Source organism: Janibacter sp. CFPM2_SD2, from assembly GCF_057364645.1.
Genome location: NZ_JBNFOF010000004.1, coordinates 14,947 through 38,794, shown reverse-complemented (window position 1 = coordinate 38,794; position 23,848 = coordinate 14,947). Strand labels below are relative to the sequence as shown.

Here is a 23,848-nt window from a genome sequence, read left to right as displayed (position 1 = left end):
GCCGGTGGGCAGCGGGGCCCCGGTGCGCTCGGCCTCCTTGATCTCCGCCTCGGTCGGGTCGGCGAAGGACTCGCCGGCCGCGGCCAGCTGACGCTGCCGACGCTCGAGCCACAGCATGCCCAGACCGAAGACGACGACCGCGCCGAGCAGGCCCAGGCCGGGCGCGGCGAAGGTGTTGGTGCCGAAGAACTTCGTCGGGATCGTGTTGTGGATCTGCGGCGAGCCGGGCAGGGCCGCGGTGGCGAAGGTGAAGATGCCCAGCGCGATCGCGGCCGGCATGAGGCGACGCGGGATGTCGGCCTGCGCGAAGAGCGAGGTGGCGATCGGGAAGATCGTGAAGACGACGACCCATGCGCTCACGCCGCCGTAGGTGAGTAGAGCGGTCGCGAGCGTCGTGACGAGGATGGCGAAGCGCGGCCCGAGGACCCCGGAGATCCAGCCGGCGATGTCGTGGGCGTAGCCGCTGACCGTCATCAGCCGACCGAAGATCGCGCCGACGAGGAAGAGCGGGAAGAAGTTGGCCATGAAGCCGCCGAGCGCCGGCATGAAGACCTGCGTGTAGCTGGCGAGCAGCGGCGCGCCCGACATGAGGACGGCGATCGACGCCGCGATGGGGGCGACGGCGATCACGGAGTGGCCGCGGTAGGCCAGCGTGATGAGCAGTGCCAGGGAGATGAAGATGCCCAGGAGTGCAATCGACATTGGTTGCCTTCGGTGTGGGTCGGTGGGTGGACGAAGGGGGTCAGAGCCCGAGGACGAGCCGGTCGCCGACTGCGCGCGAGCAGCACGACATCATCCGGTCGCCGGCTCGGCGTTCGGCTGTGGACAGGACGACGTCGCGGTGGTCGACCGCCCCGTCGAGGACCGGCACCTCGCAGGTGCCGCACAGGCCCTCCTCGCAGTTGGACGGGATCTCCCGGCCGGCGTCCCGCAGGGTCTGCAGGAGGGTGCGGTCGTTGGCGACGACGAGGTCGACGTCGGCGTCCTCCAGGTGCACGGTGAACTCGTGCTCCTGCTCGGGGTCGAGGGCGCCGAGCGTGGAGGAGAAGTGCTCGAAGACGACCGTGTCCTCCGGCCAGTCGTCGCTCCGTGCGGTGAGGTCGTCGATCATCCGCTGGGGTCCGCAGGCGTAGACGTGCACCCGGCCCGCGCGCCCCTCCTCGGCGAGATCCCCCATGAGGCGACGCAGGTCGGCGCGGCCGCCCTCTCCGGAGCAGTGGACCAGCAGGTGCTCCCCGTGCTCGTCGGCGAGCTCGTCGAGGAAGGCCATCCGGGAGCGCTCGCGACCGAGGTAGTGGATCTCGTAGGGGACACCGTCGCGTCGTGCCCGCGCCGCCATCGACCGGATCGGGGTGATCCCGATGCCACCGGCGACGAAGACAAGCCGATGGGCCTGGTCGGGCAGCCGGAAGTGGTTGCGCGGACCGCGGACGGTGAGGACCTCCCCTTCGCGCACGTGGTCGTGCACCCAGGTGGAGCCGCCACGCGACTCCTCCTCGCGCAGCACGGCGATCTCGTAGCGCTCGGGACGCGGGGCGTGCGGGACGGGGCAGCCCTCCGGCTGGACCGGCGCGGGCGGAGCACCGCACAGCGAGTACTGGCGCACGATGCCGGTGTCGCCGCACTCGATGTCGATGTGCGCACCGGGGGTGAAGGCCGGCAGGGCGGTGCCGTCGGCGCTCACGAGGGTGATGTGGCGGACCCCGTCGGCCGCGTCGACCACTCGCTCGACCCGCAGCGGGCGACTGTGGTGCGCCGCCGTCGGCTCGCCGATGTTGACCTGCAGCCGAGGCTGCAGGACCGCGGGGTCGGTGCGCTCGGGGTTGGCCGCCGGGTCCCACTCGACCCACAGGTGCTCCGGCCCGCGGAAGGAGGTGTTGGGCACGTAGGTGAAGTCCTGCTCGGCCAGCCGCATGTGCGGAAGCCGGGAGGTCAGCTCCTCGAGGAAGATCTGCATCTCCATGCGGGCGAGGTTCTTGCCCAGGCACTGGTGGGCGCCGTAGCCGAAGGTCAGGTGGTCGGCTGCGTCGTCACGGTGGACGTCGACGAGCTCGGGGTCCTCGAATCGTCGCGCGTCGTGGTTGCCCGACGACGAGACCATGAGGATGCGTGCGCCCTCGGGGATCGCGACCCCGCCGACCTCGGTGGCCCTGGTCGTGATGCGCCGCCAGGCGGCCTGGGAGCCGTTGTGCCGCAGGCACTCCTCGACGGCGTTGGGGATGAGCGAGGGGTCGGCGCAGATCTGGTCCCAGATGACGCGGTGCTCGAGCAGCAGCTTGACGGCGTTGGCGATGCCGTTGGCGGTGGTCTCGTGCGCGGCGACGATGCCGGCCATCATCATCGAGTGCAGGTAGGAGTCGGTGACGACCTCGGGCTGCTCACGCTGGGCCCGGATGCCGTACTGCATCCACCCCTCGTCGTCGGGGCGCTGGCGCATCCGCTCGAGCACCCCGCCGGCGTACTGCCAGAAGTTGCCGACGGCGTGGGCGACGGCCACCTGCTCCTCGGGCTCGGGGCGCCCCCAGGTGTTGACGGTGTGCGCCACGGAGTACTCCCGCAGCTTCGGCTTGTCGTCGTCGGGCACCCCGAGGAACTCCAGTGCCACGGTGAGCGGGACCTCCCAGAACATCTCGTCGACGAGGTCGGCCCGGCCGGTGTCGACGAAGGCGTCGACGTGCTCGCGGACGAGTCGTCGGACCGCCGGCTCGTGGTGGGACAGGTGCTCGGGTGCGAACGGAGCCATGAGCGCACGTCGTCGTTCCATGTGGGCCGGCTCGTCCTCGTTCACCAGGGTCCGGGCCATGCCGTAGTCGTAGGAGGCGAGCACCGCGTCGGCCTCGTCGCTCGTCGGCGTGATCTTCTCCAGCGCGACCGCGGGGGAGAAGGTGAGGTTGTCCCGGAAGATCGCCTTGATGTCGTCGTAGCGGGTGACGACCCAGTAGCCCAGCTGCGGTGACCAGAAGACCGGCTCCTCCTCGCGCGACCAGGCGACGTAGGCCGGCGGGTCCTGCTGGTAGCCGTCGCCGAAGGGGTCGAAGTCGGCCGCAGCAGCCGACACGGCTCCGGTGATGGGGCAGGTGGTCATGCAGGGCACTCCCTTGTGCGGACAGCGCACGTTGTGTGCGTTCAGCGCACAACCTAGAGCAGGCAGGAGTCCCGGTCAAGACCCGTTGAGCCGGGTGGGGTCAGAGCTGGGAGACGAGGTCCCGAGCCCGCTGCACGTGGGGGAGCAGGCTGTCGATGTCGAGGTCGGCAGGGGCCCCGAGGCGGATGACGCCGATCGAGCCCTCGACCTCGTCGGCGATGCTCCCCGTGCCGATGGCCAGGCCGACGGTGCCCGGCTGGACCTGGCCGTCGGAGACGGCATAGCCCAGCTCGCGGGCGACCCGCACGGCCTCGGCGTCGGTCGCTGCGGCGGGTCGCTGTGCCAGGATCGCGATGCCGTCGGCGCCGTGGGCGATCGGGTGGCGGGTGGCCGATCTGGTAGCTGATGCCGATGGCGCCGCGCGCGCCCGGCTCGGCGACGGCGACGGCGACCGACTCGTCGCGGTCGGCGATCGAGACGAAGGCCGTGCAGCCCGTGCCGTCGGCGAGGTCCTGCACGAGCGGCTGCGCCGCCAGGCGGTACTGGCTCATGAAGCGTCCGGCGTAGGCGAGCGCGCCGGAGCCGAGCCGGTAGAGGCCGTCGCTGCCCTTGGCGACGAGGTGTCGCTGCTCGAGGGTCGCGAGCACCCGGTAGGCCCCGGCGCGGTGCACCCCGAGCTCGTCCGCGAGCGCCGCCGGGGAGGTGCCGCTCGTGCGCCGCGAGATGATCTCGATCGCCTCGAGGCCGCGGTCGAGGGTCTGCAGGGTGCTCATGGCTCCCGGAGTCTACGCAGCAGGCAGGGTCGCCTCGATGGCTGCCAGCAGGCCGAGCGGCGACTCGAACATCGCGTAGTGCCCGGCGTCGGGCAGCACCGTCAGCTCGCAGCCCGGGATCTGCTCCAACCACGTCGCGCGCATCGTCTCCTCGCCGAGGGCCGGGTCGTGGGCGCCGGCGACGGCGCGCACGGGGATGCTCGGCGCGGGCAGCTCGTCGGCGAAGTCGGCCCCGGTCCACGAGGCGAGGTAGCCGGCCACGGCCTCTGGCGTGGAGTGCTCCTGCGAGTAGGCGGTCATCGCGTCGAGCCAGCTGCCGGGGTGCCGGTTGCCCGTCGTGAAGTCGATGATCGCGCGCCGGTTGCCCGGCTCCTGCGCGGCCCCGCCGAAGAGCGCCTGTCCGTCGGCGTCGAGCGGCACGCCGGACGCGGGCACGGGGGAGATGCCGACGATCGCGGTGACGCGCTCGGGGTGCCGGCTCCAGGCGCGCAGCACCATGGCGCCGCCCATCGAGTGACCGATGAGCGCGAAGCTGTCCCAGCCGAGCTCGTCGGCCAGCGTGAAGACGTCGTCAGCGACGTCGTCGACGGAGAAGTCGGTGGCCTCGCCCTGCCGCGCCCCGTAGCCGCGCAGGTCGAGGAAGGCGAAGGTGAAGGCCTCGGTGTCGACGAGATCGGGCAGGAGTCCCCACCCGTCGGCGCCGCCGAACCAGCCGTGCACGGCGATGACCTTGGTCGGGCCGTGGCCCACGAGAGTCGGGGAGATCGTCATTGACCGTCCTTGTCGTCGGGCGCGACGCGGCGGTCGCGCGCAGCTCGTCGAAGTGCTCCGGAGTCTACGCAGGGGCCGGGGGTCGGCGATCGCCACGCAGGAGCCGGCTCACTGCTACGGCGGCGGCCGACGGCGTGTCCGAGTCGGGTGGCGTCGACGTCGTCCTGGTGGCTGCCGCCGACGCAGACGGTCACCCCGTCGTAGTCGGCCAGGGTCCCGACGAGCGTGCGGGCCGCGCGGGCGTCCGGGCGCCGCGGCACGCCGATGACCACGCACCGCGCGGTGTGGGCCGTCAGAGCAGCGGTCCAGGCGTCGGTCGGCAGGTCGGCGCCCAGGTAGACGACGTCGACGCCCAGCCGACGCAGGGCGACGGCGAAGGCGAAGATCCCCAGCTCGTGGTGCGCCCCGGCGGGCAGGCCGACGATCACGCGTGGTCCACCGGTCCGGCTGGCAGCTGCGTCGTAGGCGGCAGCCAGCCGCCGCAGCACGGTGTGCGCGACGAGGTGCTCGCCGGCGACCGTGACCCGGCCGTCGGCCCCACGCCTCGCCGAGCTCGACGAGGGCGGGCATCAGGCCAGTCGTCGACGACCGCCTCGAAGGAGCCGGTGGCGAATCGCTCGTCAAGAACCGCGGCGACCCCGGCCGGATCCATCGCAGCGGCGGCGTCGAGCAGCCGCCGGGTCGCCTCGTCGCCGGACGAAGGCGGTGTGCTGAGGTGCGACGGAGGAGCCTCGACGGTGGGGGCCGTCCGCCCGCGAGGGGGCGGGCGGGTCGGGGGTGGCCGATGGTGCGGGGGAGGGGGACCCCGTGCCGCTGTGACGTCGGCCCGCCTCTGCCGCAGCAGTGCTCGCCGTCCAGCCGTCGGCGACGAGCTCGGCCATCGTGCGCAGCCGCGCCAGCGTCTCGTCGTCGTAGAGGCGGTATCCGGCTTCGGTGCGCTGCGGCTCGACGACGTCGTAGCGACGCTCCCAGGCGCGCAGGGTCGCGGCGGGGACGCCGGTCAGCTCGGCGGCGCGCTTGATCGTGTACATGGGCGGTGGTCCTCGGGCTCCTCTACAGCTGAGGCAGCACTCGGGCGAGTGCCTCCTCGGCGTCGTCCCCGAGTCGCCGCAGCGGGCCACGGAGGAAGGGGGTGGCCAGCTTGGCGAGGCCCTTGAACCTGAAGTCCGCCTCGTAGACGAGCACGCTACCTCCGTCGGGACCCGCACTGATCGACATGGTGTCCTGCACCCCCACCGTGTCGTTGTCGCCGCGCATGACGACCAGGCGGCCCGGCTGCAGGTCGACCGTCACGTAGGTCAGCTCGGTCTGGCGGCCGCGGAAGACCGAGCGGTTGTGGTACCGGCTGCCCACCCCGCCATCGCCCTCGACGAGCGTCGTCTCGAGGGTGCCCGGGTCCCACTCCTCGCTCGTCGTGAAGTCGCTGAGGTACGCGTACACGAGCGCCGGAGGGGTACCGGGGACGGTGATCGTGCGGGTGATCTTCATCGTCGAACCATCCTTGAACAAACATTTGACAAGCGGACGAGAGTCACTCTAGCGTCTGGACAAAGGTTAAACAATCTTTGGACGAGGGTGGCGCCGAACCCCCTTCGAGAGTTGCCCCCCTTCGTCCCCGTCCACCGCAGGAGTCCCGCCGTGACCGACCACCGCGACCCATCGTCCACCGGGCGTCCGCGCGCCGCCGTCGTCGGCGCCGGCGTCTCCGGCCTGACGGCCGCGCACGTCCTGGCCCGCACCCATGACGTCACCCTCTTCGAGGCCGACAGCCGGCTCGGCGGGCACGCCCACACACACACGGTGCCCACGAGCGACGGGGGCAGCCTGCGGGTCGACAGCGGCTTCATCGTCCACAACGAGCGCACCTACCCGCACCTCCTCCGCCTCTTCCGCGAGCTCGACGTGCCGACCCGGCCGACCGAGATGAGCATGTCGATCACCTGCGACGGGTGCGGCCTGTCGTGGGCAGGTGGCCGCGGAGCGGGTGCGGTGCTCGCCCAGCCGCGGCGGGCGCTCGACCCGCGCTTCGTGCGGATGCTCACCGAGATCCCGCGCTTCCACCGCGCCGCCCGGGCCCTGCTCCACGACGAGGGCGCCACGGACGACCCGACGTGGGGCGAGTTCCTCGACCGGCACGGCTTCTCGCGCTACTTCGTCGCCCACTTCGCGCTGCCGCTCGTCTCGTGCGTCTGGTCCTCCGGTGACGAGGACTCGCTCGACTACCCGGCCCGCCACCTCTTCGCCTTCCTCGAGCACCACGGCATGCTCAGCGTCTCCGGGTCGCCGACCTGGCGCACCGTCGTCGGCGGCTCGGCCACCTACGTCGACGCGCTCACCGCGCGACTGCCCGACGTGCGCACCGGCTCGCCGGTCACCGCGATCACCCGGCACGACGACGGGGTCGACGTGCGCACCGCCGGTGGGGGTTCCCTTCGGGGCTCCGCACCCGCCGAGACCTTCGACAAGGTCGTCGTCGCCACGCACGCAGACCAGGCCCTCGCCCTCCTCGCCGACGCGACCCCGCAGGAAAAGGAGGACCTCGCCGCGATCCGCTACACCCGCAACGAGACCGTGCTGCACCGCGACACGAGCCACCTGCCGCGGGCGCGGCGGGCGCGCGCGTCGTGGAACTACCGCAGCGCCACGTGCGGCGGCGCGCTGCAGCCGCGGGTCAGCTACTGGATGAACCGCCTCCACGGGTACGACGAGGGCGGTGACCAGTTCCTCGTGACGCTCAACTCCCCGACCCCCTTCGACGAAGGGGACGTGGTCGCCCGGATGGACTACGCGCACCCGGTCTTCACCCGGGAGGCGGTGGCCGCGGCCGCCCGCCTGCGCACCGCGGGCGGCGACCGGCTCGCCTTCGCCGGCGCGCACCTGGGCTGGGGGTTCCACGAGGACGGGTGCCGCTCGGGTGTCGAGGCGGCACAGCGGCTCGGGGGCTCGTGGTGACCACAGCAGCGACCCGCACCGACCTGCCGACCCTCCCGAGCCTGGTCGTCGGGACCGTGAGCCACACCCGCCGCACGCCGCTCGAGCACGCCTTCGCCCACCGCCACTACCAGTGGCTCGTCGACGTCGCGACCTGCCGCGGCACCGCGGGCCGCTGCGGGCGCTGACCCGCATCGAGGCCCGCGACCACCTCGACGGCGGTCGGCTCGGCGGCGGGATCCGGGGCGACCTCGAGCGCTTCCTCGCCCACCGCGGCGTGCAGCTCGAGGCCGGTGACCGCGTCGTCATGCTCGCGCACGCGCGGGTGCTCGGGCACGTCTTCGACCCGCTCACCGTCTACTGGTGCCTCGCGCCCGACGGGCGGCTGCGGGCCTGCGTCTTCGAGGTGCACAACACCTACGGCGAGCGGCACGCCTACCTGCTCGACGTCGACGCGAGCGGTCGCGCGCGGACGGACAAGGCGTTCTACGTCTCGCCGTTCAACGACACCGAGGGGGAGTACGCGGTCTCGCTGCGGCTCGACCCCGAGCGGGTCACCGTGACCGTCGGCCTCGACCGCGACGGTGCCCGGGTGCTCACCGCGACGACGACCGGGGTGCCGCGTGCGGCGACGGACGCCGCGGTCGTGGGCACCGCCCTTCGCCACCTGCTCATGACCTGGCGCGTCAGCGCGCTCATCCGCATCCACGGCATCCGGCTGTGGGCGCGACGCCTGCCCATCCAGCCCCGCACTCCCCACCCACAGGAGCATGTCCGATGACCACAGCCCCCGCCCTCGACCAGCCGCTGTGCCTGCGGCGTCCCTCGCTGCGCCCGTGGTGCCTGCGGGCGCACCTGGCCCGCCCGATCCTCGCCGCCGTGCTGCGACGGGGCGCCGGTGCGGGTGACGATGCCCGACGGCACCGAGCTCGGCGGCGCCGACGACCCGGACGCGCCCACGCTGCGCATCCTGCGGCCGACCGCGCTCTTCGAGCGGATGGCCCACCACCCGAAGATCGGGCTCGGCGAGGGCTACATGGCCGGGGACTGGGACGCCGCGCCCGGTACCGACCTGGCGGACGCGCTGCTGCCCTTCGCGCAGCGGATGACGACCCTCGTGCCCCCGGGGCTGGCCCGGTGGCGGCGGGTCGTCGACCGGCGCATCCCGACCTCGACGCGCAACACGCTGCTCGGGTCGCGGACCAACATCGAGGCGCACTACGACCTGAGCAACGAGCTCTTCGAGGCCTTCCTCGACGAGACGCTCAGTTACAGCTCCGCGCTCTTCGACCGCTCGCGACCGCTCGCGGAGCAGAGCCTCGAGGAGGCCCAGGCGGCGAAGATCGAGGCGGTCCTCGACACCGCCGGGGTGCGCAAGGGGTCGCGCGTCCTCGAGATCGGCACCGGGTGGGGATCTCTCGCGATCGCCGCCGCGCGCCGAGGCGCGCAGGTCACGACGATCACGCTCTCGCGGGAGCAGGCCGAGCTGGCCCGTGAGCGCATCGCGGCTGCGGGCCTGGCCGACCGGGTGTCCGTGCGGCTGCAGGACTACCGCGAGGTCCAGGGACAGTTCGACGCGATCGTCAGCGTCGAGATGATCGAGGCGGTCGGTGAGGAGTACTGGCCGACCTACTTCCGCGCGATCGACGACCTGCTCGCGCCCGGAGGGGCCGCGGCGATCCAGGCGATCCTCATGTCGCACGAGCGCTACCTCGCGACGCGGCGCTCGTACGGGTGGATCCAGAAGCACATCTTCCCCGGCGGGCTCATCCCGTCGGGCGAGGCGATCGAGGAGACGACCGCGCGCCACACGTCGCTGCGCGTGACGTCGACGAGCCGCTTCGGCCGCGACTACGCGGAGACGCTGCGGCGCTGGCGGCAGACCTTCCTCGCCGAGTGGCCGCGGATCGCCGGGGCGGGCTTCGACGAGACCTTCCGCCGACGGTGGGAGTTCTACCTCGCGTACTGCGAGGCGGGCTTCGCGGCCGACTACCTCGACGTGGCGCAGATCCGTCTCGAGCGAGAGGTGACGGCATGAGCAGCCTTGTCGGACAGCGGATCTGGGTCGTCGGAGCCTCGAGCGGCATCGGCGCGACCCTCGCGGAGGAGCTGCACCGGCGCGGCGCGATCGTCGCGATCAGCGCCCGTCGGGTGGAGCGGCTCGAGGAGGTCTCGCAGGGTCGCTTCGTGACCGTGGCGCTCGACGTCACCGACGCCGAGGAGACGCGGCGCGCGGCCGACGAGGTGCGCGAGGCGATCGGACCGATCGACACCGTCGTCCACGCCGCGGGGTACTGGCACAGCTTCACCGCCGACGAGTGGCTGCCCGAGGAGTTCGACAAGCACGTGGCGGTCAACCTCACCGGGCTGGGCAATGTCATCTCGGCGACGCTGCCGCAGATGGTCGCCGCCCGTCACGGTCACCTCGTGGGCATCGCCTCGGTCGCCGGCTACCGGGGGCTGTCCGGGTCGGAGGCGTACGGTGCGACCAAGGCCGCACAGATCAACCTGCTGCAGTCGATGCGCGCCTCGCTCGCGAAGAAGGACGTCAGGGTCACCACGGTCTGTCCGGGATTCGTCCGCACCGAGATGACCGAGACCAATTCCTTCCCCATGCCCTTCATCATCGAACCCGAGGAGGCGGCCACGTGGATCGCCGACGGGATCGAGGAGGACAAGGTGGAGGTCGTCTTCCCCCGCCGCATGGCGGTAACGATGAAGCTCGCACGGGTGCTGCCCGAGCGCGTGTGGGCGACGATCACGGCCAGGCTGGCCCGCTCCTCGTGACGCTCCGCCCCGTCCGGGAGCTGCGGGCCTTCGTCGCGGCCGCGCTCGTCGAGCCGGTACCGCGTGACCACGCGGAGAGCCCGGCGGTGCTGCGTCGGCGGCAGCTCGTCACGCTCGTGACGCTGGTCGTCGGGGCCGTCGTGCTCGGCGTGACGCTGCGGATCGAGCCGGGCGACGACCGCTTCTACGTCGGCGGACTCGTGCTGGCGCTCGTCTGGGCCGTCGGGGGACTGGCGGCCGGCCGGCTGCACGTCGGGTGGGCGCACACGCGTGAGGAGGGCTTGGCCCGTCCGGTGGTCCAGCCGGTCGCGCTCGCGGTGCTCATGGTGGCGCTCTTCCTCGCAGGCGCCGTCGTCGTGGGGGCCGTGCCGTGGCTCGCCGAGCGGGTCGACGACGTGCTCGACCACGCCCGCTACGGCTCGCTGCCGCTCGTCTGGGCGATCACCGTCGTCACCGGGGTCGCCGAGGAGCTCTTCTTCCGCGGGGCGCTCTTCGCCGCGGTGCAGCGGCACGCCGTCGCCGTGACGACCGTCGTCTACGGGCTGGTCACCGCGGCGACCGGCAACCTCATGCTCACCTTCGCCGCGCTCCTGCTCGGCCTGCTCACCGGTGCCCAGCGCCGGGTCACCGGCGGCGTGCTCGCGCCGATCATCACGCACGTCATCTGGTCCAGCTCGATGCTCTTCCTCCTGCCCCCCACTCTCGACCTCCTGAGGTGAACCCATGACCACGTCCGCGGACACTCCCTTCGCCACCGGCAGCGAACCCGGGACGGCGCTCGTCACCGGCGCCACCGGCTACATCGGTGGGTTGCTCGTGCCGCGCCTGCTCGACGAGGGCTGGACCGTGCGCGTGCTCTCCCGGTCCGAGGCGCGGGTGCGCGAGCACGACTGGGGTGCACGGGTCGACGTCGTCGAGGGTGACGTGGGGGAGGTGCAGGACGTGCGGCGCGCCCTCGACGGGGTCGACGTCGCGTACTACCTCGTGCACTCGATGGACGGCGGTGGCGACCTGGCGCGGCGCGACCGGCGGCTCGCCGAGGGGCTTCGCGGGTGCGGCGGCCGTCGCCGGGGTCGATCGCATCGTCTACCTCGGCGGGCTGCACCCCGAGGGCGCGGACCTGTCGGTACACCTGGCCTCCCGGGTCGAGGTGGGTGAGGTCTTCCTCGAGTCGCCGGTGCCGGCTGCGGTGCTGCAGGCGGCGGTCGTGCTGGGGGACGGGTCGGTCTCCTTCGACATGCTGCGCTACCTCACCGAGCGGCTGCCCGTCATGATCGCGCCCAAGTGGCTGCGCAACCGGATCCAGCCGATCGCCGTCGACGACGCGCTGCACTACCTCGTGGGGGCAGCGCGGCTGCCGGCGGAGGTCAACCGCAGCTTCGACATCGGTGGTCCGGAGGTGCTGACGTACGAGCAGATGATCCAGCGCTTCGCCGCGGTGACCGGGCTGCGACGCCGGGTGGTCCTGGGGGTCCCGGTGCTCACGCCGTGGCTGGCGAGCCACTGGGTGGGGCTCGTGACGCCGGTGCCCGAGGACGTCGCCAAGCCGCTCGTCGGCAGCCTCGTGCACGAGGTGGTGCGGCGCGAGCACGATCTCGACGAGCTCGTGGGTCTGCCCGACGGTGGGCTCGTGGGGTTCGACGACGCGGTGCGGCGGGCGATGCGCGGCACGCGTCCGGACCACGCGCTGCGGGACGTCCTGACGGTGACGGCCGCGACGGTGGCGAGCGCCGGACTCGGGACGCTCGCGACCCAGCCGGACAGCCGGTGGTACCGCTCGCTGGACCTGCCGTCGTGGCAGCCGCCGAAGCTCGCCTTCCCCCTCGTCTGGACCCCGCTGTACCTCGACATCGCTGCGACGTCGATCGCGACGCTCACGCGGCTCGAGGACGAAGGGCGCATCGAGGAGGCGGCTCAGTACCGGCGGGCGCTGTGGACCAACCTCGTGCTCAACACGGGGTGGAGCGTCGTCTTCTGGCGGGTGCGTCGTCCGGCGCTGGCGGCTGGTGAGGCGGTTGTGCTGGCGGCCAGCTCGGCCGACCTGGCCAGGCGGGCCGGGGCGGCCGGTGGTCGGGCGCGGTGGGCGCTCCTGCCGTATGCCGCCTGGACCGCCTTTGCTGCGGTCCTGTCGACGGCGATCGCGCGGCGAACCGGTAGGCGGTTCAGGGGCAGGTCAGGGGGTGGTCGCGGCCGGGTCAGGTTGTGCGGAGCGTCTGGCCGCCGTTCGCGAAGGGGGTACCGCTCGCCTCACTACCGAGCGGTCACCCTTGGGGCGCAATGGTGCTCGGCGGAAGCCTGCGCGGACCACCGACAAAGGAGTCGTCCCATGCAGAACCCATCCGACGAGACCCCCGCCAACTGCCGCGCCGCGCCTTCCTCGGAGGCGTGGGCGTCGCCGTCGTGGGGGTCGCCACCGCGCAGGACACCGGTGCCTTCGCGCGCTCGTCCTCCCCTTCGTCCACTCTGACCGGAGCGGCGATCCCCGCCGCCGACATGGATCCGCTGGACCTGCTCAAGCGGATGCTGTCGTACGACACGCAGAACCACGGCGAGGGCGGCAACACCCGGCCGCACGCCGAGATGCTCAAGGCGGTGTGGGAGCGCGCCGGCGTGACGGCCGAGATCATCGACACCCCGCAGCCGGACAACGTCCACCTGCTCGCCCGCATCCCCGGGAAGGGCAGCGAGAAGCCGCTGCTCATCCTCGGCCACTCCGACGTCGTGCCCGTGGAGAAGGAAAACTGGGACGTCGACCCCCTTCGCCGGCGAGGTCGTCGACGGCGAGATCTACGGGCGCGGTGCGCTCGACATGAAGGGCGCCAACTCCGCGATGATCAGCGCCCTGCTGCGTCACCTCGACGAGGGCGCCACCTTCGACCGCGACATCATCGTGCTCACCGACTGCGACGAGGAAGCCGGCTCCTACGGCTCGGGCTGGCTCGCGGAGAACCACTGGGACAAGATCGACGCGGGTTGCGTTCTGACAGAAGGCGGTTGGTTCCTCGCGCAGAGCGACAAGACGACGCCGATGCTCATCACCGCCACCCGGCAGGACAACGTCTACTTCAACATCGACATCGTCGCGAAGGGCACCGCCACCCACTCGTCGAAGCCGATGCCCGACGACTCCGCGGTCGTCACGCTCTCGCGGGCGCTGACGACGCTCGGCGAGTGGGAGGCGCGGGTGGCGCTCACCGACGTCACCCGCGAGTACTTCCAGGCGCTCGCCGACGCGACGACCAACAGGGACTTCGCCAAGGCGATCCGCCTGATGCTCAAGGCGAAGAGCCAGCCCTCGCGCGAGCGGGCCGCCGCGCTCGTCGTCAAGCACTCCGACTACCCCTATTTGCACCGCGCGCTGCTGCGCACGACGCACGCCTTCGTCATCCAGGAGGCGGGGTACAAGGAAAACGTCATCCCCTCGGAGGCGACGACGCGCGTCAACTGCCGCGGGATCCCCGGTGGGGAGAAGCCGCGCGACTTCCTCGCCGCGGTGCGCAAGCTGCTCGCGGACAAGGAGGTCGAGGTCGTCCTCGCCGGCAACCCCGGCGAGAGCGAGGAGCAGGTGCTGGCTCGGCTCGACAAGACCTGGGCGACGCCGCCGGCCGACATCGACACCGACCTGTGGCGGGCGCTCGAGTCGGCCGCGGAGGAGACCTACGACGGCACCCCCTTCGCCCCGGCGCTCTTCGAGGCGGGCACGAGCCTCGGTCCGTGGCGGGAGAAGGGTGTGCCCGGCTACGGCGTCTACCCCTATGTGCTGAGCAACGAGCAGCTCATCGGCATGCACGGCAACAACGAGCGGATCTACGTCGAGGCGCTCCAGCAGGGCAGCGACTACATGTACGAGGTCTTCGGCGCGCTGCGGGTCTGACCCGGACAGGGGAGCGGGGTGCGTGGTAGTCATCGAAGGTGCCTCCTGACGAAGTCCACGCGCTCCGCTCCTACCGCCGCACCGCCGCCTGGGTCTTCCGCGGCGGTGCCGCTCTGCTCGTCGCGATCGTCGTCGGCACGGTCGCGGTGGCCCTCGGCGCCCAGGATCGCCGCGAGCACTTCCTCGGGCAGAGCGCACACAGGCAGGCGACGGTCGTCGGCGTCGACGCGGGTGGTCTGTGCGGCCGGAGCGCCCAGCGCGAGCACCACTACACGCTCACCTGGGACGAAGGGGGCGCCTCCCGTCAGGAGACCATCACCCGTTGCGGGAGTGGCGAGTACGACGTCGGTGAGCGCGTCGAGATCTGGTCGACGTCGGGCATGCCCTACACGGAGTCCGCGCTGGTGTGGCGACTGCTCGTCGGCGGCATCGCCCTCGTCTTCCTGCTGCTGGCGGCCGGGGCGCTGTGGCAGGAGCGCCGCCTGCGTCGTGACGTCGACGCGGTGCTCGGCGGGGCGCAGCCGGCGACGTCGTATGCGGTGGCGGACCTGTCGCGGTGGTGGCTGCCCTTCCACCGCACCGTGTACCCGAAGGGGGCTTCCGGCCCGCACCCGCCACCCGGGACCGTGTACCCCCTTCGCCTGGGGAGGCGCGGTCGGCCGCGTGGGCTGACCCTGCACGTCGCGCCGGACGGGTCGCGGCGGTGGTACTCGACGTGAGGGGCGCCGCGCCCGTTTGCGACGATGGCGCGATGACCTCTCTGCACGATCGCCTCGACCTCACCCACGGGCCCGCGTGGGCCAACCGGCTCACCCTCGCGCCGCTCACCAACACGCAGAGCCACGCGGACGGGACGCTCTCGGACGACGAGTACCGGTGGCTGGTGGCGCGGGCCGAGGGCGGCTTCGGCATGACGATGACGTGCGCGACCTACGTGGCGCGCGCGGGGCAGGCGTGGGGTGGCCAGCTGGGCATCAGCGACGACCGCCACCTCGAGGGCCTGACCCGGCTCGCCGACGGCATCCGCGCCGCGGGCAGCGTCTCGTCGGTGCAGCTGCACCACGGCGGCCGGCGATCCGATCCGAGCGTCACCGGGGTCGACAACGTCGCGCCGTGGGAGGACCCCGAGCGCGGGGTGCGGGCGCTGAGCACCGGTGAGGTGCAGCAGGCGGTCGAGGACTTCGTCGTCGGGGCGGAGCGCGCGCAGCGTGCGGGCTTCGACGGCGTCGAGGTCCACGGTGCGCACGGCTATCTCCTGTGCCAGTTCCTCGACGGGCGGCACAACCACCGCACCGACGGCTACGGCGGGTCGCTCGAGGACCGGGCGCGGGTGATCTTCGAGGTGCTGCGCGGGATCCGTGAGCGGACCGGCCCAGACTTCCAGGTCGGTATCCGCCTGACGCCGCAGGGCAACGGGATCGTCCTCGACGAAGGCGTCACCGTCGCGCAGTGGACCCTCGACTCCGGCCTCGTGGACTACGTCGACATGTCGCTGTGGGACGCCTTCATGACCGTCGGCGAAGGGGAGGACCTCCTCATCGACGCCTTCACCGGGCTCGAGCGGGGCCAGACGCGGCTGGGAGTCGCCGGCAAGATCCGCTCCGCGCAGCAGGCGCGGTGGTGCCTGGCGAAGGGGGCGGACTTCGTCGACCTCGGACGCGCCGCGATCATCCACCACGACATGCCACGGCGGATCGAGCAGGACTCGAGCTTCGCGATGGCGGCGCTGCCGGTGAGCCGGCAGCACCTGCGTGACGAGCGGGTGAGCGACACCTTCATCGACTACCTCGACGCGGGGTGGCCTGACTTCGTGGCGGGGTGACGTCGGCTGGCGCTGTGGCCGGAGCCAATCCAGGTGGCGGCCGAGTACACCTAGCGGGCCAGATCGGCGACTACGCCGTTGCTCCGTACGACGGTCCCGCCGGCCTGTGGATCGTCTGGTTGCGGCCGGCCTCTCGCGGTTCGCATCCACCAGCACCTGCCGACGACTCTTCGCCCCGTCGGTGGCCGGCCACTCAGCGGGTCAGGCGGGTGCGGGTGCCGAGGACCTCGAGGGTGTCGACGGGCTCGTCCTGCAGGTCGGCGACGGTGGCGATGTCCTGCCACTGACCGCCGTTGACGCGGTACTGGCCGGTGAGTCGGGCGTCGACCTTGATCTCCCGGGTGCCGGTGTCCTTGTAGGTGTGGACGACGTCGCCGTCGGGGTAGGTCCCGCCCATGCTCGTCGTCCAGCCGGAGGTCGAGCCGTCGCCGAAGTCGTAGCGGTACTCCTTGGCTGCGACCTTGAACTCGACGGTCCAGGACAGGAGCTTGATCTTGTCGCTGACCTCGCCGGGCTCGAGGCCCGAGTCGTCGGGCCACTGGGCCGCGTAGAAGGTCTTGAGGCCCTTGAGCGTCTTGTTGCCCCTGGGCTGGACGGTGACGCTCGGCTTGCTGAAGGGCAGCTCGCGGAAGGCCGTCTGGATCTGGGCGAAGGTGGGGACCGGTGGCTGCTGCACCTGGACCGTGCCTTCTACGCCGGGGACGCTGATGCTGGTCGGGGGGCCGCACGTCAGGCCGTGGTAGGTCCACGGGCCGTTGTCGATCTTGATCCAGGTGATCGTCGGCGACTGGTAGTTGGTCCCACCAGCGTCGGCATCACAGGCCGCGCGGCTTTGTGAGCACTGCTCAACTCCGAAGTCGGTGCACGGTTCGCTGTTGATCTGGACGTTGACCTTCTTCGGGGCGTTCTTGATCTTGGGGACGGAATCTCCGGATCTGGACGGGTTCTTCGGTCCGCTAGGCACAGATGGAGGCTTTCGACCTTGATCGCCCGACACGTCAGTGCCACTTCGTCCGAGGGCGCCCAGTGTGTCGTCGTCGCCTGTGATCTCGGGCTCGCTCGGCTCCGTGGGAGTGGGGGTGGGAGTAGGCGTCGGAGTCGGGTCGACCGGCTCCGCTGAAGCCGATGCTGCCGAGGCTGCAATCGTCAGAGCTGCCACCGCGAGCGCGCCACCACGACGGAGAGCGGTCATTTGGTTCGCACTACTTCATGAACCTGCCAGCCTTTGCCAGCCCACTGCGTATTGGTCACGAGGGTGATCGAGGACGGCTTGACCTGGGGGCCCTTTCTGCCGTCTGAGGCCACCTTTCTGTACTCCGCGATGTCCAGCGACATCTCGACTCGATACCCCGAGTCGCTGCGTGGCCTCGCAGAATCGACCTTGATTGTGTACGGGTTCTTATTCGCTGCGATCCCGTCCTTGGCGAACTGGTCAACGGTGTCAGCGATCTCGTCACAAAAGGCACAGCCTTCTGAGTAGGCACGAACCGTCGCGGAGTCCGCGGTCTTCAAAGACTCGCCCACTTGGTTGAGGTACCACTCGTTGAAGGCGATCGCGCCTTCCTTCGTCTGAGCCTTCGCCTCATCGGGCAGCTCGGCGACCTTCCCCTCGCCCGAGGTCGACGAGGTGCTCGACTCCGAGCTGGACTCGGACGAAGAACTCGACTCCGTTGACGTGGACGACGACTTGCTCGCGTCGATGGGGGAGGCGGTGGTCGTCGACTCCTCGGGCTCGCTGTCGTCACCACAGGCGGCCAGGCCGCCGGTCAGGACTGCCACGGCAGCAAGGATCGCTGCACCTCGCGTGGACTGCACGGGTTCTCCCCTTCGTCGCATGTGGGGCAGAGCCCGCCCCCGAACTGCATCCACCGTAATGAAATCCGGGGAAGGCGCATCTCGACGATCCACAGGCCCGGCGTGGCCCGTCGTACGGAGCAACGGCGTAGTCGCCGATTTGGCCCGACAGGGCGCGGTTCTGGGGGCCTCAGGAGTGCCCCGCCCACCAGCGCCGCCGACGACTCATCGCCCCGCCGGTGGGCCGGCGGGGCGAAGGGAGTCGTGGGTCAGTTCGGCGGCTGCTTGACGCGCGAGTTGGTCATGAGGGTCTGCTCGACCCAGGCCATGACGAAGGGGAGGGCCGCGACCGAGATCGTCGCGGCTCCCGTCAGAAGGCCTGTCGTGAGGTTCATGTCATCCACGGTTGCACCGATGGCACGATCCAGCGATCCAGAGTGGCGAGTCGGCGATCTCGTCACCGGATCTTGACCTTAGGGCCCGAACTCGTCCCGCCATGCGGACCGCGCGCCCGCCGACGCCGCGTCAGTGGGCGACGGTGAAGCGCTGCCGCGGGTGCTTGCGCTGCTCGATCTCGTCGACGTAGGCCAGGGCGAAGTCGGTCCCGGAGATCTCCGAGTTGCCCTCGGCGTCGGTCACGAGCTCGTCGCCACCGAGCTGGTAGCTGCCGGTGGTCTCGCCAGGAGCGAAGGAACCGAAGAGGGCAGCGGGGGAGACGTAGAACCAGTCGAGCTCGGCCGGGCCCTCGCGCAGGGCGTCGAGCACCTTGGCGTGGGAGAGGGCCTCCGGCTTCCAGTCCTCGTGGAAGTCCGGGGTGTCGACGAGGCGGGGACCGCCCTTCGCCACGTGGAGGGACCCGGCGCCGCCGACGAAGGACAGGCGCGCGCCGTGGTCGATGGCGGCGGAGGTGAGGCGGGCGACGTGGTCGACGAGCGGGGAGCCGCCGACGTCGGCACCATGCGTGGCCACGACCAGATCGTCGGCGTCGGCCGCGGCCTGCGCGAGGACGGTGTCGTCGGTGAGCGAGCCGGTGCGGTACTCCACGCCTTCGGCCTGCTCGGCCGGGGCGGTGCGGCTGTAGGAGACGACCTGGTGGCCGCGGGAGACGGCTTCGCGGGCGATGTTGCCGCCGGCGTATCCGGTGCCGCCGAAGATGACGATGGTGCTCATGGTGTTCCTATCTGTTGGGGTTTCAGGCGGGTATGGGCGCGACGGGGCCGTCGCTGTTGCGGCGCCACCGAGCTCGGGGGCGACGTGCTGGGCGAAGGCCTCGAGGATGTGCAGGTTGTAGTCGACGCCCAGCTGGCTCGGGATGGTGAGCATGACGGTGTCGGCGGCCTCGATGGCAGGGTCGGCCTTGAGCTGCTCGACGAGCTGGTCGGGCTCGGCGGCATAGGTCTTGCCGAAGGTCGAGCGGAAGCCGTCGATGATGCCGACCTGGTCGCTGCCCTGGCCCTGCAGGCCGAAGAAGTGCCGGTCGAGGTCGCTGACGATCGGGAAGATGCTGCGGGAGACCGACACCCGCGGCGACCAGTCGTGGCCCGCCTCGCGCCACGCGGCGCGGTAGAGGTCGATCTGCTCGCGCTGGAGCTCGCCGAAGGAGGCGCCGGTGGCCTCGGTGAGGAGCGTCGAGCTCATGAGGTTGACCCCCTGGCGCGCGGTCCACTCGGCGGTCTCGCGGCTGCCGGCGCCCCACCAGATGCGGCGGTCGAGGCCGGGGGAGTGCGGCTCGACCCGCAGCCGGCCGGCGGGACCCTGCGTCGGGTCGGCGTCGACGACCTGGTCCCCTCGGACCGCGGACATGAAGGTGTCGAAGTGCTCGCGGGCGATGTCGGCGCCGCGCGGATCGCGGGCTCCGGTGTGGCCGAAGGCTTCCCACCCACGCAGGGCCGGCTCCGGTGACCCCCTGCTCACCCCGAGCGCGACCCTCCCTTCGGAGATCAGGTCGAGAGCCGCAGCCTCCTCGGCCAGCTGCAGCGGGGTCTCGTAGCGCATGTCGATGACGCCGGTGCCGACCTCGATGTGGCGGGTGCGGGCGGCGATCGCGGACAGGACCGGCATGGGCGCGGCGGCCTGCCGGGCGAAGTGGTGGACGCGGAAGTAGGCGCCGTTGACGCCGATCTCGTCGGCCCCGACCCCGATCTCGACGGCATCGCGCAGGGCCTGGCCCGCGTCGGGGTCACCCGGCCCGCTGCCGTGGCCGTAGTGCCCGAAGCTCAAGAATCCGAAGGCGTGCATAACCCGTGCAACTGGTTGTTTCGGCAAGTAATTCCCGGTTCCGGACCTCCCTTCGCCGCGGTGTCATGGAGGAGACGCGACAGGGGGCCGCGACGAAGCGGAAATCGCCATGTACCGCACCGCCATCACGTCCGGTGCCGCCACGCTGCTGCTCGTCGTCAGCGCCCGCGGGTCGGGGGCGGACTCCGAGGACACGCCGTCGGTGACGGAGACGAGCCGGGTGAGCACGACCGAAGGGGGCGAGAGCGAGACCTCGTCGACGTAGGCGCCGTCGTCGAGTTCGTCGGTCCCGTCCAGCACGCCGAGCTCCAGCACGCCCTGCTCCAGCACCACGGCGAGCGAGAGCGAGAGCAGCGGCGGCGAGACGGCCACGTGCATCGCCAACGGTCAGGACCGCATCGCGATCCACTTCCCGCACCAGCCGATCGACACCTCCAACGTCACGGACCGCGAGGGGGAGGCCATCCCGCTCTACGTCGAGCTCACCGACGGCACGACCTGCGGTGTCCTCGCCCACGACCACGCGCAGCACTGGGACGACATGTTCAGCTGGTACGGCTGCTCCGACGGCTCCGAGCTGTTGACCGAAGAGCGCATCGCCGACACCTTCGACGACGACGAGGCGACGTGGACGTGCAGCGCTCCACCAACCAGGGCAAGCCGGTGGAGACCCCGGTGGCCAAGGCGGTCTTCGCGGGGAAGTAGGCGCCCGTCACCGCGGCGACAGGCAGGAGATGTCCAGGCGGGACCCGCCCGCGAACTCACGAGCAGGACTGTCCGCCAGCAGCATCCGCGTGCCGTGCCTCTCGGGTGGGCCAGCGGTGACGACCTCGGCAAGGGGCAGCCATGCGCCCCCTTCGGACCGGCCGCGGACCAGCCACGTCGTGCGCGGCGCGCTCCACACGAAGGGCTCCACCACCGTGACGATGACATCGCGCAGGGTGGCGTCGCCCGCGAGCTCGACCTGACGGTGCAGGTCGACCTGGTCGCCTGGGTGGGCGTCGACGCGCTGGGTGTCGACGAGGAGGGCGCCGGGGGCGCGGGGCTCGAGCAGGGGGCCGACGACGGTCCAGCCGTCCGCATCGGGCACTCGACGCGCCGCTTCGTCCCGCGTGATGACCGCGGGCCGGTTGGCGGGCTGCATGTCCCACCACGCGCCGCACCGGCTGCAGTGGCGGATCTGCACCCAGTCGGCTGTCGCCACCTGACGCACGCTGGGGTGGCGGGCGGCGTGGATGCACACGGCGGTGCACACCTCGCACGCGCCTGCGTAGCTCGACATCGGGGCCTCCTCGCTCTCATCTTTGCGTGCGCGACGGATTGCCGGCCGGCAGCAGTCACCGCGCCCCGACATCCTGTCGATGCCATGCTGACCCGACCACCTCTTCCGACGACGCAGGAGGCGCGATCGTGAGCACCCAGACCGACACCAGCACCCACGGCAGCGAGAGGTTCAAGCGCTCGCTCGGGCGCATCGAGATCTTCTTCATCGGCTTCGGCGCGATGATCGGCTTCGGGTGGATCACCTCGACGAGCACGTGGCTCAACGACGCCGGCATGCTCGGTGCTGCGATCGCCTTCGTCATCGGTGGCGCGATCATGGGGCTCGTCGGCCTCGTCTACGCGGAGCTCGTCGCGGCGATGCCGCTGGCGGGTGGCGAGCACAACTACCTCATGCGCGGCTTCGGGCCGCGCCCGGCCTTCATCGGCTCGTGGGGCATCATCGGCGGCTACATCAGCGTCGCGGCCTTCGAGGCGGTGGCGATCCCGCGGACGGTCGCCTACATCGTCCCCGACCTCTACTCGATCCCGCTGTGGAGCGTCGCCGGCTCGCAGGTCTACCTCGTGTGGGCGCTCATCGGGACGATCACGAGCATCGTGCTGACGGCGCTGAACATCCGCGGCATCAAGGCAGCGAGCCTGCTGCAGAGCTCGGTGATCATCTTCCTCGTCGTCATGGCCTTCGCCCTCGTCGGCCTCTCGCTCTTCGAGGGCGACACGAGCAATGCCGAGCCGCTCTTCACCGACAGCGCCGGGCTGCTCGCGGTCCTGGTCGTCGTGCCCTTCTTCTTCGTCGGGTTCGACGTCATCCCGCAGTCGGCCGAAGAGGTCAAGGTCCCACCGCACAAGGTCGGCCGCCTCGTCATCGTCTCGGTCGCCATGGCGACGGCCTTCTACGTCGCCACCATCGTCACGACCGGGCTGGCGCTGCCGGCATCGGAGATGCAGGACTTCGACCTCGTCACCGCGGAGGCGATGGCGGCCCTGTCCGGTGAGTTCTGGGGCAACCTTGTCGTCGCCGGCGGGCTCGCCGGCCTGCTCACCTCGTGGAACGCCTTCCTCATCGGCGCCTCCCGCCTCATGTGGGCCATGGCCAACTCGGGGATGCTGCCGGCGTGGTTCGCCAAGCTGCACCCGCGGCACAGGACGCCGGTCAACGCTCTGCTCTTCATCGGCGCCATCTGCGCGGTCGCGCCCTTCTTCGGCGAGGTGATGATGGGCTGGCTCGTCGACTCGAGCTCGGTGTCGATCGTCATCACCTATCTGCTCGTGTCCGCCGTCTTCATCGTGCTGCGTCGGCGTGAGCCCGAGATGGACCGCCCGCTGCGGGTCGGTGGTCGCTCGGCCGCCGGCGGCATCGCCGTGGGCGTCGCCGCCGTCATCACCACCGCCTGCCTGCTCGCGCTCTACGTCCCCGGGATGCCCGCGATGCTCGACGTGCAGCCCTACGTGATCCTCGGCCTGTGGTGGCTGCTCGGCATGGTCTTCCTCGTGCGGGTGCCCGGGGGAGTGGCGCCCGGTGAGGACGCGGAGGAGCGGTTGCTGGAGAGGCTGGCGGAGCGGCGTTCCTCCGCTTCCTGAGGCGAAGGGGGGTTGCTCGCGCCGTGGTCAGGCCTGAGCGTGGCGACGTCGTAGGCGTCGATCTGCGGGTCGCTCGTCACCACGATCGCTTCCTCGCAGAGAGCCTGTGCGACGAGGAGCCTGTCGAAGGGGTCGCGGTGGTGCCAGCGCTCAGCAGTGGTTCGTTGCCTGGGTCGCTGATGAGTTCCGTGGCCTCGGGCGAGATGGAGTCGCGGTCGCCGAGGAGCAGGCGGACCACGACATTGGTGTCGAGCAGATATCGCGTCATGAGTAGTCGGCGACGTCGCCCAGAGGCGCGTCGAAGTCGTCGGGCAACGAGCCGGCGAGGTCGCCCCAGATCATGCGCTGCTCGGTGACCAAGGGCGCAGGGCTGAGGATCGTGACCCGGTGGGCGCCCCGCCGGATGACGATCGTCTCGCCGGCCTCGACCCTCCGCAGCAGCCGCGAGAGGTGGGTCTTGGCCTCCTGCACCGTGACCTCCATACCGTCAACGGTAGGTAGGTCAATTTGGTTGGTCAACGTGTCTCGACGCGCTCCCGAAGGGCGTCGAGCGCCTTCTTTTCGATCTGGCGGATTCGCTCGCGGGTGACGCCGAAGCGCTTGCCGATCTCGTCGAGGGTCATCGGCGGCTGGCCGGTGAGCCCGTGGCGCAGCTGCAGCACGGTGACCGCTCGCGTGCCGAGACCCGGCAGCTCGACCAGGCTCTCGAGCAGGTCGTGGACGTCGGCCTCGTCGTCGAGCCGGTCGATGCACTGCTCGATCAGGTCGGGCCCGGGTCTTCGTCGACGACGTCGAGACCGAGCCGGCCCGGTTCGGCGATGGCCTCCTACCAAGTGAGTCCCTCCCTTCGCCTCGGGGTGTCGATGCGACGCGCGGACTCGAGGGCGTGGACCGGGATGCCGAGCAGTGTG

The 23,848-nt window shown here is 71.2% G+C and carries 28 protein-coding genes and 1 pseudogene; 12 read left to right on the top strand and 17 right to left on the bottom strand.

Annotation, left to right across the window (positions count from 1 at the left end; all coding sequences use genetic code 11):
- From AC2W7J_RS00910 to AC2W7J_RS00875, 8 genes and pseudogenes are all read right to left on the bottom strand, one after another.
- On the bottom strand, window positions 1-702 hold a 702-nt coding region (locus AC2W7J_RS00910), incomplete at its 3' end, for a GntP family permease (RefSeq protein WP_485981009.1).
- 40 nt (window positions 703-742) lie between these two features.
- A complete protein-coding gene (locus AC2W7J_RS00905) occupies window positions 743-3,085 on the bottom strand; it encodes a cytochrome P450 (RefSeq protein WP_485981007.1) in 2,343 nt (780 codons plus the stop codon).
- A gap of 100 nt (window positions 3,086-3,185) precedes the next feature.
- Window positions 3,186-3,392 carry a hypothetical protein gene (locus AC2W7J_RS00900; protein WP_485981011.1) on the bottom strand — a complete coding sequence of 69 codons (207 nt, stop codon included), beginning with the start codon at window positions 3,390-3,392 and terminating at the stop codon, window positions 3,186-3,188.
- A 364-nt stretch (window positions 3,393-3,756) separates the two neighbouring features.
- Window positions 3,757-3,858 (bottom strand): annotated as a pseudogene (locus AC2W7J_RS00895) (IclR family transcriptional regulator); the annotation flags it as partial.
- Between the two features lie 12 nt (window positions 3,859-3,870).
- Window positions 3,871-4,629 carry an alpha/beta fold hydrolase gene (locus AC2W7J_RS00890; RefSeq protein WP_421006710.1) on the bottom strand — a complete coding sequence of 253 codons (759 nt, stop codon included), beginning with the start codon at window positions 4,627-4,629 and terminating at the stop codon, window positions 3,871-3,873.
- Window positions 4,626-5,057 (bottom strand): cobalamin-dependent protein, encoded by a 432-nt coding sequence (locus AC2W7J_RS00885; RefSeq protein ID WP_485981006.1) that lies wholly within the window; start codon window positions 5,055-5,057, stop codon window positions 4,626-4,628. Before AC2W7J_RS00885 ends, AC2W7J_RS00890 begins: the two co-directional genes overlap by 4 nt.
- 192 nt (window positions 5,058-5,249) lie before the next feature.
- Window positions 5,250-5,660, bottom strand: coding sequence for a MerR family transcriptional regulator (locus tag AC2W7J_RS00880; protein WP_485981004.1), 411 nt, complete (start codon window positions 5,658-5,660; stop codon window positions 5,250-5,252).
- Window positions 5,661-5,682: 22 nt separating this feature from the next.
- On the bottom strand, window positions 5,683-6,117 hold the full coding sequence (locus AC2W7J_RS00875; protein WP_427802745.1) for an SRPBCC family protein: 435 nt from the start codon (window positions 6,115-6,117) through the stop codon (window positions 5,683-5,685).
- Window positions 6,118-6,267: 150 nt separating this feature from the next.
- Here AC2W7J_RS00875 and AC2W7J_RS00870 point away from each other — a divergent pair, with 150 nt between their 5' ends.
- The 11 genes from AC2W7J_RS00870 to AC2W7J_RS00820 all read left to right on the top strand — a co-directional run bounded on the left by AC2W7J_RS00870 (window position 6,268) and on the right by AC2W7J_RS00820 (window position 16,043).
- Window positions 6,268-7,581 (top strand): NAD(P)/FAD-dependent oxidoreductase, encoded by a 1,314-nt coding sequence (locus tag AC2W7J_RS00870; protein ID WP_427802744.1) that lies wholly within the window; start codon window positions 6,268-6,270, stop codon window positions 7,579-7,581.
- Entirely contained in the window at window positions 7,578-7,748 is a 171-nt protein-coding gene (locus tag AC2W7J_RS00865; protein ID WP_485981002.1) for a DUF1365 family protein, read from the top strand. Before AC2W7J_RS00870 ends, AC2W7J_RS00865 begins: the two co-directional genes overlap by 4 nt.
- Window positions 7,694-8,341: a DUF1365 domain-containing protein gene (locus tag AC2W7J_RS00860; protein WP_485981001.1), complete on the top strand. Its 648-nt coding sequence runs from the start codon at window positions 7,694-7,696 to the stop codon at window positions 8,339-8,341. Before AC2W7J_RS00865 ends, AC2W7J_RS00860 begins: the two co-directional genes overlap by 55 nt.
- A 129-nt stretch (window positions 8,342-8,470) precedes the next feature.
- Window positions 8,471-9,598, top strand: a complete 1,128-nt coding sequence (locus AC2W7J_RS00855) for a class I SAM-dependent methyltransferase (RefSeq protein ID WP_485980999.1) — start codon at window positions 8,471-8,473, stop codon at window positions 9,596-9,598.
- Window positions 9,595-10,347, top strand: coding sequence for an SDR family NAD(P)-dependent oxidoreductase (locus AC2W7J_RS00850; protein ID WP_485980998.1), 753 nt, complete (start codon window positions 9,595-9,597; stop codon window positions 10,345-10,347). The genes AC2W7J_RS00855 and AC2W7J_RS00850 overlap by 4 nt, the downstream gene beginning before the upstream one ends.
- On the top strand, window positions 10,344-11,066 hold the full coding sequence (locus AC2W7J_RS00845) for a CPBP family glutamic-type intramembrane protease (protein WP_485980996.1): 723 nt from the start codon (window positions 10,344-10,346) through the stop codon (window positions 11,064-11,066). The genes AC2W7J_RS00850 and AC2W7J_RS00845 overlap by 4 nt, the downstream gene beginning before the upstream one ends.
- A gap of 4 nt (window positions 11,067-11,070) precedes the next feature.
- Window positions 11,071-11,505 carry an NAD(P)H-binding protein gene (locus AC2W7J_RS00840; protein WP_485980994.1) on the top strand — a complete coding sequence of 145 codons (435 nt, stop codon included), beginning with the start codon at window positions 11,071-11,073 and terminating at the stop codon, window positions 11,503-11,505.
- Window positions 11,498-12,814 carry a tryptophan-rich sensory protein gene (locus AC2W7J_RS00835; RefSeq protein ID WP_485980992.1) on the top strand — a complete coding sequence of 439 codons (1,317 nt, stop codon included), beginning with the start codon at window positions 11,498-11,500 and terminating at the stop codon, window positions 12,812-12,814. Before AC2W7J_RS00840 ends, AC2W7J_RS00835 begins: the two co-directional genes overlap by 8 nt.
- A gap of 318 nt (window positions 12,815-13,132) precedes the next feature.
- On the top strand, window positions 13,133-14,221 hold the full coding sequence (locus AC2W7J_RS00830) for a M20/M25/M40 family metallo-hydrolase (RefSeq protein WP_485981010.1): 1,089 nt from the start codon (window positions 13,133-13,135) through the stop codon (window positions 14,219-14,221).
- Window positions 14,222-14,259: 38 nt separating this feature from the next.
- Window positions 14,260-14,940 carry a hypothetical protein gene (locus AC2W7J_RS00825; RefSeq protein ID WP_485980991.1) on the top strand — a complete coding sequence of 227 codons (681 nt, stop codon included), beginning with the start codon at window positions 14,260-14,262 and terminating at the stop codon, window positions 14,938-14,940.
- Between the two features lie 32 nt (window positions 14,941-14,972).
- Window positions 14,973-16,043 carry an NADH:flavin oxidoreductase gene (locus AC2W7J_RS00820; protein WP_485980990.1) on the top strand — a complete coding sequence of 357 codons (1,071 nt, stop codon included), beginning with the start codon at window positions 14,973-14,975 and terminating at the stop codon, window positions 16,041-16,043.
- Between the two features lie 193 nt (window positions 16,044-16,236).
- On the opposite strand, the gene AC2W7J_RS00815 is transcribed toward AC2W7J_RS00820, so the two are convergent.
- The 7 genes from AC2W7J_RS00815 to AC2W7J_RS00785 form a co-directional block, all read right to left on the bottom strand.
- Window positions 16,237-17,007, bottom strand: a complete 771-nt coding sequence (locus AC2W7J_RS00815) for a hypothetical protein (RefSeq protein WP_485980989.1) — start codon at window positions 17,005-17,007, stop codon at window positions 16,237-16,239.
- A gap of 224 nt (window positions 17,008-17,231) precedes the next feature.
- Window positions 17,232-17,822, bottom strand: a complete 591-nt coding sequence (locus AC2W7J_RS00810) for a DUF6318 family protein (RefSeq protein ID WP_485980987.1) — start codon at window positions 17,820-17,822, stop codon at window positions 17,232-17,234.
- 284 nt (window positions 17,823-18,106) lie between these two features.
- On the bottom strand, window positions 18,107-18,232 hold the full coding sequence (locus AC2W7J_RS00805) for a hypothetical protein (RefSeq protein WP_255185978.1): 126 nt from the start codon (window positions 18,230-18,232) through the stop codon (window positions 18,107-18,109).
- Between the two features lie 130 nt (window positions 18,233-18,362).
- The gene (locus AC2W7J_RS00800) at window positions 18,363-20,057 is read right to left on the bottom strand and encodes an LLM class flavin-dependent oxidoreductase (protein ID WP_485980985.1); all 1,695 of its coding nucleotides are present in this window, start codon (window positions 20,055-20,057) and stop codon (window positions 18,363-18,365) included.
- A gap of 81 nt (window positions 20,058-20,138) precedes the next feature.
- Window positions 20,139-20,447, bottom strand: a complete 309-nt coding sequence (locus AC2W7J_RS00795) for a hypothetical protein (RefSeq protein ID WP_485980984.1) — start codon at window positions 20,445-20,447, stop codon at window positions 20,139-20,141.
- Between the two features lie 99 nt (window positions 20,448-20,546).
- Entirely contained in the window at window positions 20,547-20,672 is a 126-nt protein-coding gene (locus AC2W7J_RS00790) for a hypothetical protein (protein ID WP_485980982.1), read from the bottom strand.
- 115 nt (window positions 20,673-20,787) lie between these two features.
- The gene (locus AC2W7J_RS00785) at window positions 20,788-21,357 is read right to left on the bottom strand and encodes a hypothetical protein (protein ID WP_485980980.1); all 570 of its coding nucleotides are present in this window, start codon (window positions 21,355-21,357) and stop codon (window positions 20,788-20,790) included.
- A gap of 128 nt (window positions 21,358-21,485) precedes the next feature.
- Between AC2W7J_RS00785 and AC2W7J_RS00780 the strand changes: the two genes are divergently transcribed.
- Complete coding sequence (locus tag AC2W7J_RS00780) at window positions 21,486-22,937, top strand: APC family permease (protein ID WP_485980979.1); 1,452 nt, start codon at window positions 21,486-21,488, stop codon at window positions 22,935-22,937.
- 264 nt (window positions 22,938-23,201) lie between these two features.
- Here AC2W7J_RS00780 and AC2W7J_RS00775 read toward each other — a convergent pair whose 3' ends face one another.
- Window positions 23,202-23,420, bottom strand: a complete 219-nt coding sequence (locus AC2W7J_RS00775; protein ID WP_485980977.1) for a type II toxin-antitoxin system Phd/YefM family antitoxin — start codon at window positions 23,418-23,420, stop codon at window positions 23,202-23,204.
- 32 nt (window positions 23,421-23,452) lie between these two features.
- Window positions 23,453-23,770: a sigma factor-like helix-turn-helix DNA-binding protein gene (locus AC2W7J_RS00770; protein ID WP_485980975.1), complete on the bottom strand. Its 318-nt coding sequence runs from the start codon at window positions 23,768-23,770 to the stop codon at window positions 23,453-23,455.
- Between the last annotated feature and the right edge of the window lie 78 nt (window positions 23,771-23,848).

Excerpts from the sequence above, each read along its gene's own strand:
- AC2W7J_RS00905 (WP_485981007.1), bottom strand. The coding sequence starts at position 3,085 with ATGACCACCTGCCCCATCACCGGAGCCGTGTCGGCTGCTGCGGCCGAC.
- AC2W7J_RS00890 (WP_421006710.1), bottom strand. The coding sequence starts at position 4,629 with ATGACGATCTCCCCGACTCTCGTGGGCCACGGCCCGACCAAGGTCATC.
- AC2W7J_RS00880 (WP_485981004.1), bottom strand. The coding sequence starts at position 5,660 with ATGTACACGATCAAGCGCGCCGCCGAGCTGACCGGCGTCCCCGCCGCG.
- AC2W7J_RS00875 (WP_427802745.1), bottom strand. The coding sequence starts at position 6,117 with ATGAAGATCACCCGCACGATCACCGTCCCCGGTACCCCTCCGGCGCTC.
- AC2W7J_RS00855 (WP_485980999.1), top strand. The coding sequence starts at position 8,471 with ATGCCCGACGGCACCGAGCTCGGCGGCGCCGACGACCCGGACGCGCCC.
- AC2W7J_RS00850 (WP_485980998.1), top strand. The coding sequence starts at position 9,595 with ATGAGCAGCCTTGTCGGACAGCGGATCTGGGTCGTCGGAGCCTCGAGC.
- AC2W7J_RS00840 (WP_485980994.1), top strand. The coding sequence starts at position 11,071 with ATGACCACGTCCGCGGACACTCCCTTCGCCACCGGCAGCGAACCCGGG.
- AC2W7J_RS00820 (WP_485980990.1), top strand. The coding sequence starts at position 14,973 with ATGACCTCTCTGCACGATCGCCTCGACCTCACCCACGGGCCCGCGTGG.
- AC2W7J_RS00805 (WP_255185978.1), bottom strand. The coding sequence starts at position 18,232 with ATGAACCTCACGACAGGCCTTCTGACGGGAGCCGCGACGATCTCGGTC.
- AC2W7J_RS00790 (WP_485980982.1), bottom strand. The coding sequence starts at position 20,672 with ATGCGCTCTTCGGTCAACAGCTCGGAGCCGTCGGAGCAGCCGTACCAG.
- AC2W7J_RS00785 (WP_485980980.1), bottom strand. The coding sequence starts at position 21,357 with ATGTCGAGCTACGCAGGCGCGTGCGAGGTGTGCACCGCCGTGTGCATC.
- AC2W7J_RS00775 (WP_485980977.1), bottom strand. The coding sequence starts at position 23,420 with ATGGAGGTCACGGTGCAGGAGGCCAAGACCCACCTCTCGCGGCTGCTG.